A 12,539-nucleotide genomic window follows, 5' to 3' on the forward strand; every position below is an offset into this window, starting at 1 on the left:
GTCTGTTTATGTAAAATCTTTCAAAGAACTCTTTCTTTATGTTGCTAAGAGAAAGTGTATTTCTCAAAAGCGAGTGCAAAAGTACTAACTATTTTTCATTCCACCAAATTTTCCGAGAAGAAAGTTGCATTTTTCTTTCGAATTTAACACTCATAAACATTTTTCGCATTTAAAATCCATTCATCTCCTTATTATATATACGCGCGAAAGACAGTTTGTGTTCGGGCACACATGCACATTTTAAGCTAGCAAGACTAAAACATTTATCAGGATTCAGCAAATTCTATCCATAAAAGAAGGAATATCTTGAAACATTTCACAAAAAAGAGGCATATTATTTGGCTATTACAGTATTTCTTCGTATTTTTGCCTTGCCTATTCAAGAGTTTTTGATTATATAAAAAGATTTTAATTATATAAAAGGAGAAAAGTATCATGAAGATAATCGTTTCACAAGAAATAGAATCAGTATGTCCTACTTTTGTAGGTGCATGCGTAGAAGCTCATGTTGAGAACTCGCCTTATTGCAAGGAACTTTGGGATGAGATAAATGCACTCGGAGAAAAGTTTAAAAGTTCTCTCACAACAGAATCGCTCAAGGAGATAAGCGGTATTGCTGCAACAAGAAGGGTATATCGCGCCTGCGGCAAGGACCCTTCACGCTATCGCCCGGCATCTGAAGCCCTTATCCGCAGAATACTGCAGGGCAAGGAACTCTATCAGAGAGACACCTTAGTTGATCTGGTAAACCTGGCAAGCATAGCCTATGGCTATAGCATAGGTGGTTTTGATGCCGACAAGTTCGAGGCGACACGCTTACTTTAGGAGTAGGCAAGGCAGGCGAGCCTTACGAAGGCATAGGAAGAGGAATGATCAATATAGAAGGCTTACCTGTATATAGAGATGAAGCGGGAGGTGTAGGAACTCCTACCAGCGACCACGAACGTACAAAAATGACACTCGGCACCACTCACCTCGTGGTTCTCATCAATGGATATGATGGTGACGAACAACACGTACGTGAGAATGCCGAGTTCATTCTGCAGCTCTTAAGCAAATATTGCAAGAGCAGCGGGGGAAGTTATTTTTTCTATCAATGACTTGCCTTCAATTCCTTGTCCCATTTCAAGAGTCGCTGATACTCTTTCTTGGTAATTCGCATAAAGCTACCATGCTGAGGACCCGTTACGCCCTTGATATCAACAGGATCTGAGAATTTGCGGAGATACTTATCTGCCTTACAGATGCGATAGTGCTTAGCTGATCGCTATACTGGATATAAGCTACACGCCAGGTATCATCGCCCATCAACTGGAAGGCAGAGCTACCTTCGCAATTCTTCTTACCTTCGAAACTTACGTAGTCATCCTCTACCGGTTCACCCCATCCGTGGTTCAAATGCTTGCTGGTAGCAGTATAGATACCAGGTTTTCCACCTTCCTTCTTGATAAGCATGTGATAAAGACCATCGCTCTTCAAGAAGTTGATGTCAGCATCAATGGTAGCATACCCCCAATCGAAAAGAAGCTTTGGAGTAGTAATCTTGGTGAAAGACTTGTCAGCATAGCTATAATACATTCGATCGTATTTTTCCTCCGCACGATTAAGCATAGAATAATAGATCATGTATCCACCCTTCTCACCATTTTCCCAACGATAGTCAGGATCCCAGAATATCTGAGGAGCCCAGACACGGTTGATGGTACTCCAATTCTTGTAAGGAGACTGAGCGGTAGCTGCATCACAGAAATTCTGCATACCCTTACGATAATCGAAAGTTACACTGGTCCAGCGAATTAGATCATCACTCTTCAAGAGATCGATACCATAGTTATCCCACTTATGGCTTTTTGCCACACACATATCCGTGGTCACCATAATATATCCCTTTCCATTATGGGTTCGGGTGATATAGGCGTCTCGGGTTCCCCCTTCGATACGCGCATGCTCAGCAGGATCGAAGATTGGCTTACCATCAATAATGTCCTGATAGTTGTAGCCATCACGAGATACTGCATACGCGGTCCACTCTCCCTTATCACTCATGTGACAATAGAGATAACCATAATCACCCTTTACTAAATTCTGTGCTGTCGTTGGCATGAAAGCAGCCAAAGCCAGAAGTACTGTAGATAATTTCTTTTTCATTTATTTTTAATTTGTTAGTTGACAATTACAAGATGATGCTGCAAAATTACAACATTTTCCAGAAACTACCAAACCCTACCCCCCTTGTAGTCATTAAAATGCAGAAAAGTACTCCTTTTTGAACGATTTTTTACCTTCCATCCTATAACCAAAAAAGGGGACCGGCCACTGCCAGTCCCCAAGACGAGAGAGATATAAGTGTTGACTAAGTCAACAACGAGGCAAATCACTTTGCCTAATATTATATCCATTTATTATTTTAATAGAGTTTAATCTATTATTCATAGAAGCCAGAATGTCTAACTCCCGAGATGCGATAAGTCAAAGCATTATCATCATCGCTGAACTTAACCTTGTAGCAGATGCTATCACAAGGAAGTCCATGAAGGTTCTTTCCCTGATTCAATAACACCTGACCTTCGAGCAACTCAACATTGCCTGCCTCAGCATTTGAAGGATTATAGCTAGAACCAGCAGCTGCAGAGAAAGTTTTGGCAGCATAATCTACATTCACTTTCATCTGGACGCCCCAGAAGCCAGCATCCTGCAACCACATTTCCTTATCGCTATTGGCAGCAGTATTGTAGGTATTCACAGTAATGGTACCCAATCCATACGGATCTTCATACAAAACATTACCGTTTTCATCTACAGCATCAACCTGTACTTCCCAAATACCAGCCATCTGCTCAACGGCAGTTCCACCAGCCGACTCATCAGTCTCAGTATCACAAGACACAAGAGCGAAGCAGCCCAGCAAGGCGAACATAAACATTGAAATATATTTCTTCATAATCTTATTCCTTTAAAATCTTATTTTTTTTATTACTTCAATGTGATGACGAAATCCATTGATGTAGCATAATTCACCACGTAAGAGATTTCTCCTGTAGCAGGATCATACTTTCCATCCTTAAAGCCAGTAGCAGAATCGCCCCAACCTTCCACAGAACTAGAAAGCAAGACCAGAGAATTATCAGCCAACAACTGGAAGTAACCTGTCATTGCGTAACTTGAACCATAACCAGCCTTCTGGTCATAGTAACCACCCATCATATCACTTACATAGAAGATGCCAGGTGCAGCCTTAGTAACCTTCACGGTATAACCAGAGAAAGCTGTAGTAGCTACAGAACCATCATCTTTGTGATAATCACGATGAGAACCAGCCTGAAGAGTATAGGTACCCGACATATCTGTTGTAATGGTTGGATCACAGACGGCTACCGTACGAGTAGTAGATACAGAGAAGCCATCAGCATTTGTTGCTGAATAAGTGATGTAATACAAACCAGCCTTAGAAGCATCTACAGTACCAGAAGTTACTACCTTAGAAGAATAATCCTCTCCATTCAATGTAGCTTTACATCCCTGCTCTGTATAAGTGGTGCCGATAGGCACCTGAACAAAGTCATCACCCTGGATTTCCAAAACCGGATAATATGTAATCCTTGAATCAGTAAACTCCTCATCATCGCTGCAAGAAGTAAATCCTGCAGCAGTCATGCTGAGCATCAAGGCCAAAAACAATATCTTTTTCATATCTTTTATCTTTATATAATGAATGAATAAAAGTACCTATTGATTACTTTACGTCCCAGAATACAGGATCTGCCAAAGTCTTAACGGCAGGAGTATTCTTGTTCAACTGACGTGCAGATGAAGGATAAGGCATACGCTTGCACAAGCCGTTCTTACCATAGTAATTAACAGCAGGCACAATCAGATTACCGGCAGTATAGCTTGTAGGATCCTTATGAACCTTCTCAGCAGAAGCAGAAGACACGGCAGGAACATCAGTACGACGCTGCTCAGACCAAGCCTCAAAGTGATTACGATAGAACAAAGCAACCCACTTCTGCATATAGATCAGCTTCAACTTATCTTCCTTGGTAGCCTGCTTATCAAAGTTTACCTTATCACCCGCAATGAAATCAGAGTAGCCTGCAACCTGACGAGACAAGAAGTCATTCTCAACAGCAGCCTCATAATCAGCCTTGGCAGCAGCCTCATCATTGTTGAATCGCAACTCAACTTCGGCCTTCAGGAACTCAACCTCGCTAAGAGTAAAGAGATAAACCGGCATAGCTTTGGCAACCTCGGTATTAACGAGGCTTACATCCTTATCCATCAACTTAGTACCATCCCATTCCAAATACTTAGTCTTTGCACCAGGAATCTCACCTACATACTTTCCACTTGCAGCAGCCTTGTTCAAAGCATAGGCTTCACGAGGGTCGTTGGTAGCATTGAAGTAGGTTACCAATGGGTATGCAGCACAGAAATTGTTTGCATTCAAAGAGAAGATATTACTATACCAAGGATTATACTGTCCCTCTGCATTGCTATATACATTAAATACTACATCAGAAACCGGGAGGATACCGCTAGCCACGATAGCCTTAGCCTTGGCAGTATAATTAGCCGCATCTACATTTGCATCAATCAGACGCATATACATACGAAGACGGAGGGCATTGGCAAAACGCTTCCAGCTATCCAGATTCTTGCTGAACATAGGGTCGGTCATATCGATGTTGTCAGAAGCTGCAATAGCAGCCTCAGCTTCATCCATTGCCTTCAAAACATTCTCATAGACACTCTGACCATCATCCCAAACCGGATTAGGATTAGCACTACCCTGGCAGGCCTCTGTATAAGGAGCATCGCTACAAGCATCTACCATATACTGCATAGCCAAAGCAGTCATTACTTTGCATACATAAAGGTTGGCAGTATTAGTAGTCTTACTCTCAATATCCTTGATATCAGTCATCGCACCGGCATAGATGGTACTATAGCAACGGTCGAAGAGCTGAGAAGCCTCATCAAAGTGAAGCTCAGCAATGTCGTTATACTGATTATACTCAGGACGCTGCTCAAAATACTGAGCAAAATAGCCACCATAGGTGAACATCGCATCACCAGGAACCGCAGCTATGGCATTCTGCACAGCAGGGAACTCCAATGAAGGTGTAATATCACCAGAAGCAGGATAGTTTGGATTCTCATTGATATCCATATCGCAGCTAGAAAGCGCCAAGAGGCAAGCTGCACTATATAATAATATTTTTTTCATAAATGATCCACCTTTAGAATTTAACAGAAACATTGAAACCCATCTTGCGTGAGCTTGGGTTAGCAGAATACTCACCGAAGTTACCAGACAAGTCGTTACCGAATGAACTTGACTCTGGGTCGATGAATGTATTGCTAGAAGGTGTCCAGAGGAAGAGGTTGTTACCGAAGACAGAAACCTTAACGCCAGTCAAGAATGTCTTAGCCAACCAAGCCTTTGGCAAATCCCAAGAGAGAACTACAGAACGAAGCTTTACATAACTCTTGTCAACCAAGAATTCTGCATCGTAATTATCAGCACCATTGTTCCAATAGTTGTAGATATTGGTTGGCGTCAGAGCTGTAGTATTCTCTGTATAGATAGGAGCACCATTAGCATCTGTACCAGACTGAACCACAGAATTTGGAATAATCCATGGGTTACGATGGTTGTATGCAGTCTGGATAGCATTACCGGTGAAGTATGTAATATTCTTGGTACGAGAGAACATCACACCACCCTTACGGATATCAAAGTCGAATGACAAACTGACACCCTTATAAGACAAGGTATTAGAAATACCCATCTGATACTTACTGTTCATGCTACCTACAATTTCCTGCTTATCAGTCTTCTGAGGAAGACCATTTGCATCTACGATCAAACGTCCCTGGTCATCACGCTTAGAAGTATAAGCCTTGAACACACCGAGTTCCTCACCTACGATAGCATAGAGAGAAGTACCGCCAGAGAAACCATAGATAACAGATTCACCGCCGAGTTCCTCAGGCAAAGAAATTACCTTACTCTTGTTCTTGGTGAAGTTCCAAGAGAGATCCCATTTGAAATCCTTGGTCTTAATAGGAGTTACGCTTACCAAAGCCTCAATACCACGGTTGCGAATCTTACCAAGGTTCATGTTCTGATATGTGTAACCAGAAGCTGGATCCATATTCAAAGAGAAGATCTGCTTGTCTGAGTTTCTGTCGTAATATGAAACATCAAATGAAATACGGTTCTGCAAGAATGCCATGTTCAAACCAAACTCAAACTCTGTAGTCATCTCAGGACTCAAAGTATTACTACCCAGAGTATTGCCCTTGGTATAAGCATTGTAGTTACCATTGGTGAATGGGAATTTACTAGAACCCCAGCCTGAAGTATTAGCTGAAGCCTGAGCATAGACAGAGTTTGTCATATATACGCTGGCATCATTACCAGTCTTACCCCAAGCAGCACGGAACTTACCGAAAGTCACGATCTTCTGAGCCTCAGGAGACAGGAACTTAGAGAACACGAAGCTACCTGTTACACCAGGATAGAAGAATGAGCGGTTACCCTTAGGAAGAGTTGAAGACCAGTCGTTACGGGCGGTCATTGTCAAATAAGCCCAATCGTCCCATCCGAGTTCGACCTGACCATATGCACCCATCAAGCGACGAAGTGACTGATACTGATCAAGAGTTGGTTTCTCAGAAGAGTTTGTCAAGTTGAAATAAGTAGGTATAGTCAAATTAGTAACTGCACCATACAAGTATGTGTATTTACGCTCATTACCATTGAAACCGAGAGCTGCGTTTACATCCAACTTATCGATGAACTTATGGGTGTAATTGAACATTGCATTGAAGTCCATCTCGCGGCGACGCTCAGTCTGCTCAGTTACAGAACCTGTCAATGACTTCAATGCATCCGCCCAGTTTGGAGTGTTTGCATAAAGTGCAGACATGTTTGGTTCACCGGTGTTATGATCACCAGTAGTTGTATCAAGACCGAAACGGGTAGAGAACTTCAAATCGGTGAAGATATCCCAGTCAAACTGCAACTTACCATAGAAACGCTCTGACTCATACTCATTTTTGTAGTTATTCAAGATATAGTATGGGTTGGTTACACCGTAAGGAGTATAGTAATAACCAGGTGTATTGAATGGATCATTCAGGTCCTTCATCTCTACGATACTGATATCGCGAGGAGTCTGCATGATGGCATTATACATAGAACCCGTCTTCTGACCAGTAGTCACGAAGTTGTTCTTCTGATAAGCATAGTTGGCAGACATGCTCAATGTTACATTCTTGATCTTGTGAGAAGCTCGACCAGAGAATGTATATTTGTTGTAACTATCCGCATCAGTAGGGATAATACCATCATCATGAATCTGAGAAAGACTCAAGAAGAAATTACTAGCATCAGTTGCACCATTGAAAGATACACTGTTGCTGTAGCGAAGACCCGTGTCAAAGAAGTCCTTGACATTGTTCTTTATAGGAAGATAGCTCTTCAGTTTCTGAGAGTTATCATAAACATTACCATATTTCAAGGTTGAGCCATCGAAAGCTGGTCCCCAAGAACCATTCTCGATATCAGTCTTGTCACCATACCATCCCATACCGAACTCGTTCTGGAGCTGAGGCAAGCGAAGCACTGACTCAAACTGCAAACCACCATTATACTCTACACCAATACCCTTGTTCTGCTTCTTACCACTCTTGGTAGTAATCAACACAACACCATTGGCAGCACGGCTACCATAAAGTGCTGTTGCGGCAGCACCCTTCAGAATGGTCATGCTGGCAACATCGTCAGGGTTTACGGCATTGGCACCGTTACCAAAGTCATAACCATTATCCAAGCCATTACTGCTGGAAACAGAAGAGTTGTTCAATGGCACACCATCAACAACATACAAAGGCTGATTGTTACCCGACAATGAACTGACACCACGGATGATGACAGAATTAGAAGAACCTGGGTCAGAAGATGTTGAAGAAATCTGCACACCAGCTACCTTACCTGCAAGACTAGACATAACGTCGTTGGTACGAGACTCAGAGATTTTCTCACCGCCCACAACAGCAGCAGAATATCCCAAAGCCTTACTAGAACGGGAAATACCCATCGCAGTAACAACAACCTCATCAAGGTTTCTTGAGTCTGCAACCAGCATAATCTTCATCTTAGCAGAAGCTTTTACTTTCTTTGGCTCCATACCAAGATAAGTAACTTCGAGAACAGCATCCTTACTTGCATTTGGCAGAGTAAAGTTACCATCCACATCTGTCACTGTACCAGTCTTTGTTCCTGCGATTTTAACAGATGCGCCAATCACTGGCTCACCGTCTTCCTGAGAAACAACTTTACCTGTAACAGTAGTCTGTGCGAGAGCCATTCCTGTTGAAAGAACAAGCCCTCCCATTAACATGGTTAGTCTTTTTGTCATAATTTCTCTCTATTAAATTTAACAACTTACAAATATCGGATGCAAAGATACATACTTTTTATAAAATAAACAAATTTTTAGCTAACAAAATGCTACCTAAAACCATTTTCCTTCTACTTTTTGTATATTTTCCGCATATTTCCCTACTTTTCGACAGTTTTAAAGCACTTTAATCTACAAAAAGACACGTTTTCAAGAAAGCATCAGACAAACAGACGGTTTTCAAAACAAAAGATAAGCGTGATGTTTTCAAACAAAACACCACGCTTACCTTATATTCTATAACAAAACGAAAGACACCCATCTGCTTCCATTTAGAATCGGAATCAAAATCCTCATCTATTTTAAATAACACCATACTTGATGAGGCATTTTTCACTCCATCTTCATCCACATGAGTCGTAATGTAATCGGCTACCAGCTTCAATTCTTCACCAGCATTGCCCATTGCCACACCTACACCTGCCTCCTTGATGATAGAGATGTCGTTGCCACCATCACCGAACGCCATAGTTTCTTCAATGTTCAAGCCGAGATAATCAGCCATTGCGTGGAGCCCCTTTCCCTTATCGGCTCCACGCGCCGTAATATCAGTAAAGGCAGGGTGCCATCTTCCGGAAGTACAGTTTGCGAGCGTAGGCATCAGGAGCGCTTCCTGCTCTACGGTGCAGAAAGGAGTGACCTGCAAGATGGCCTCATCGCCCAAAGCATCTACATCCGTGATGAAGATACTGCTATCTACTCCCAATCCCTTGCAGAAGATTTCATAAACCTCGTCGGTATAATGATGAATGGCAAAACGGCTCTCGCTTACCACGATGGCAGGATAGTTGTCTCTATCAGCTGCTCGATGATTTTCTTCACGTCAGAAGGAAGGATGGCGTGCTGGCTCACCAATGTATCCTCCACAAAGCAGCGAGCCCCATTGGCTGTGATGTAACCATCGATGAGATGCTCTATCTGACCGAGGTTATTGATGATCTGCTTGGGGCGTCCCGTAGAAATATACACCTCTACCCCATTCTTCTTAGCCTGCTCCAAAGCATCCACAGTACTCTGCGGAATCCTGTGAGACTTAAAACTCACCAACGTGCCGTCGATGTCGAAAAACAATGCTTTTATCTTCTTATCCATAAATATATCTTGTTCCTTATTATTTAAACCCAAATCCTTATCATGTAAATACCATGCCGTATTTATCATTTCTCTCGCGCGTACCTTATTATATATAGATACAAATGATTCTTCTCGCTGAAAAAACGGGTGCAAATATACGAAAAAACAGATAATTAGCCAAAGATATGCAGTTTTTTTTAAATATCCTTGCCATTTTCGCAGAAAAAGCGTATATTTGCAGCGACTTTCATGCGCAAGAAAACGTCTTGCACCACGCATAGAAAGCAAACTAAAAGCTTAGTGATATGAAGAAGAAGACCTATGTCTGGCTGGCATCCCTCTTACTGATGCTAGTAGCTACGCTTACTTCATGCGAAAAGTTTGCACTCGATGATTCGGGTACCAATTCACATGACGCAAACGCCAATGTAATCATCCATGCGTCCGTGGCAAAGAAGTCACAACAATCCAACAGTTCCATTCAGAAAAACAATTCTACGAGAACAAGAAGCGGAAAAGGAGATTCCGGAGATGAGGAAGAAGGAGATGAAGACGGATTGGATGAAGGAGATGAGGAAATAGAGGGAAAGCCTCTAGAAGATTACTGCTCCCGGCTCTCCATCGCCATTTTTGATGGAGAGGAAAAGGTGAAGACCCTGAATCTGAAAGCAGAAGACGGCTACGATGATATCGGGATTAATCTGGATGCGGGAAAATACCGAATGGTTGCCATCGGCCACAACGGAAGCGGCAACTGTACGATCAGTTCCCCAGAGAAAGTGAAATTCTACAAGAACAAGATGACCGATACCTTCTTCTATTACGGCACTTTCAATGTGACAGATGGAGAAGATACGGATGATTACATCCTGCTGAATAGAGCCGTGGCACAGTTTAAGGTCCATATCACCGATGCCACCATCCCCGCCGAGGCGCACAGCATCAAGTTTTACTATACGGGAGGCAGCAGCACCCTTGACGCCGTAACGGGTTATGGATGCGTACAAAGCCGGCAGACCGAAAGCTTCAAGCTTCAGGAAGGCAAAAGGGATTATTCGGTCTATACCTTCCCTCGCGAAGAGAACAAGGGATTGAAAATGACAATCAACATCCTGGATGCAGATGCTCAGAGCATCAAGGAATATTCCAAGGAAGGCATCCCGGTGAAATGCAACAACATCACCCAGAGCAATATCAGCATCAAAGATCATACCATCTCCGACCCTGACCAGAAAGAAGATGATGATTCCGGAAAAGGAAACCTGGGATTCACCGTAAATCCCGACTGGGAAGGAGAAATCATTGTTGAATTTGAATAGAAGAATGTTCCATTTTTCCATAATGTAAGGCATTTTTCGATTCTTAAAGATTTGATAATAAAAAATCCTTTGTGGTTTGCGAATATTTCCATAAATTTGCACCGATATTATAATATTATAGTAAAGGAATGAAAAAAATATTAACTCTTATCATGCTGATGGGAGCAATGACTGCAGCCGAGGCTCAAACGATGGTTCTGAACCTCGACAGTTGTCGTGCGATGGCGCTACGCAACAATAAGCAGATCAATGCCTCAAAGCTCAAGAAGGACGTGGCGACCAACCTGAAGAAATCGGCGCGCACGAAATATTTGCCAAAGGTAGATGCCATGGGCGGATATGAATGGTTCAGCAGAGAAATCTCTTTGCTCAATGATGGTCAGAAGTCAGCATTCAGTAGTTTAGGTTCCAATATCGTAGGTGGAATCACCGGCAATGCCAACGACATAATGACCGATTTGGTAAGCAAGGGAATGCTCACCCCTGAACAGGCACAGAAAATCGGAGGATTGCTCAACGAGAAAGGAAGCGTTATCCAGCAGCAGGGCAATGCCATCGGACAGAGCGTGGTAGATGCTTTCCGCACCGACACCCGCAACATGTGGGCTGGTAGCGTGATGCTCCGCCAGCCTATCTATATGGGCGGCGCCATCCTGGCTGCCAACAAGATTGCAGACATCGGTGAGCAGATAGCAGACAATGATCTCGACATGCAGACCCAGAAGACTCTCTACAGCATAGACCAGGCTTACTGGCTTGCCGTTTCGCTGAAGCAGAAGTACAAGCTCGCCACCAGCTACAGAGACCTGGTGAAAAAGCTCAATGATGATGTTCACAAGATGATTCAGCAGGGCGTAGCCACCAAGGCAGATGGCCTGAAGGTAGATGTGAAGGTGAACGAGGCGGAGATGAAGATTACCCAGGCAGAAGACGGTCTGATGCTCTCCAAGATGCTTCTCTGTCAGCTTTGCGGCATTCCGATGAACCAGGAAGTGACTCTTGCCGATGAAGACAAGGAGACGCTGGCTCTTTCGGGAACTCCAGTGGATACAGAGCAGCAGCGGGTAGCAGCTTCTGATTCTGCGATGAATACCCGTCCGGAATTGCGCATGCTCCAGAACACGGTCGATATTTCCAAACAAGCCACCAATCTGGTTCGCGCCGTCTATCTGCCTCATGTGGCATTGACCGGCGGCTACACTATTTCGAATCCAAATGTGTTCAATGGTTTCCAGAAGAAGTTTACCGGCGTATGGAATATTGGTGTCATCGTGCAGATTCCGGTATGGAACTGGTTTGACGGTGCCTATAAGGTGCGTGCATCCAAGGCGGCCACCAACATTGCCCAGATGAACCTCGACGATACCCGCGAGAAGATTCATCTCCAGATTACCCAGAGCCAGTTCAAGGTGAAGGAAGCTGAGAAGAAGCTCAGCATGGCCACCAAGAACATTGACAGCGCCAATGAGAACCTGAGATGCGCAAACCTCGGATTCAAGGAGGGAGTGATGGAAGTTACCGATGTGATGGCTGCTCAGACTGCCTGGCAGCAGGCACAGAGCCAGAAGATCGATGCGGAAATCGACGTGAAGCTGACACAGGTAGGGCTTAACAAGGCGCTCGGTATTCTGCAGTAACTGCAGTAACGACAAAAATAACATTTTTCAAAATTCAA

6 protein-coding genes and 3 pseudogenes are annotated in these 12,539 nt (G+C 43.3%); 3 read left to right on the forward strand and 6 right to left on the reverse strand.

Annotated elements, in window-relative coordinates; translation table 11 throughout:
- Positions 1–435 precede the first annotated feature (435 nt).
- A pseudogene (locus DW830_RS09520) lies at positions 436–1,100 on the forward strand (B3/4 domain-containing protein).
- Here the strand turns inward: DW830_RS09520 and DW830_RS09525 are convergent.
- From DW830_RS09525 to DW830_RS17350, 6 genes and pseudogenes are all read right to left on the reverse strand, one after another.
- Positions 1,094–2,148: pseudogene (locus DW830_RS09525) on the reverse strand (glycoside hydrolase family 43 protein). The pseudogenes DW830_RS09520 and DW830_RS09525 sit on opposite strands and share 7 nt — an antisense overlap.
- A gap of 277 nt (positions 2,149–2,425) precedes the next feature.
- On the reverse strand, positions 2,426–2,941 hold the full coding sequence (locus tag DW830_RS09530) for a lipid-binding protein (RefSeq protein ID WP_117661256.1): 516 nt from the start codon (positions 2,939–2,941) through the stop codon (positions 2,426–2,428).
- 32 nt (positions 2,942–2,973) lie between these two features.
- Positions 2,974–3,690 carry a BT_2262 family domain-containing protein gene (locus DW830_RS09535; RefSeq protein ID WP_119249714.1) on the reverse strand — a complete coding sequence of 239 codons (717 nt, stop codon included), beginning with the start codon at positions 3,688–3,690 and terminating at the stop codon, positions 2,974–2,976.
- Between the two features lie 43 nt (positions 3,691–3,733).
- On the reverse strand, positions 3,734–5,227 hold the full coding sequence (locus tag DW830_RS09540; protein ID WP_119249715.1) for a SusD/RagB family nutrient-binding outer membrane lipoprotein: 1,494 nt from the start codon (positions 5,225–5,227) through the stop codon (positions 3,734–3,736).
- Between the two features lie 13 nt (positions 5,228–5,240).
- Complete coding sequence (locus DW830_RS09545; RefSeq protein WP_119249716.1) at positions 5,241–8,429, reverse strand: SusC/RagA family TonB-linked outer membrane protein; 3,189 nt, start codon at positions 8,427–8,429, stop codon at positions 5,241–5,243.
- Positions 8,430–8,773: 344 nt separating this feature from the next.
- Positions 8,774–9,563, reverse strand: a pseudogene (locus tag DW830_RS17350) (Cof-type HAD-IIB family hydrolase).
- Between the two features lie 287 nt (positions 9,564–9,850).
- Here DW830_RS17350 and DW830_RS09555 point away from each other — a divergent pair.
- Positions 9,851–10,864 carry a FimB/Mfa2 family fimbrial subunit gene (locus DW830_RS09555; RefSeq protein WP_119249717.1) on the forward strand — a complete coding sequence of 338 codons (1,014 nt, stop codon included), beginning with the start codon at positions 9,851–9,853 and terminating at the stop codon, positions 10,862–10,864.
- A 128-nt stretch (positions 10,865–10,992) separates the two neighbouring features.
- Positions 10,993–12,501 (forward strand): TolC family protein, encoded by a 1,509-nt coding sequence (locus DW830_RS09560; protein WP_119249718.1) that lies wholly within the window; start codon positions 10,993–10,995, stop codon positions 12,499–12,501.
- Positions 12,502–12,539: the final 38 nt, after the last annotated feature.

This window comes from Prevotella sp. AM34-19LB (genome assembly GCF_003468525.1).
Classification (GTDB): domain Bacteria; phylum Bacteroidota; class Bacteroidia; order Bacteroidales; family Bacteroidaceae; genus Prevotella.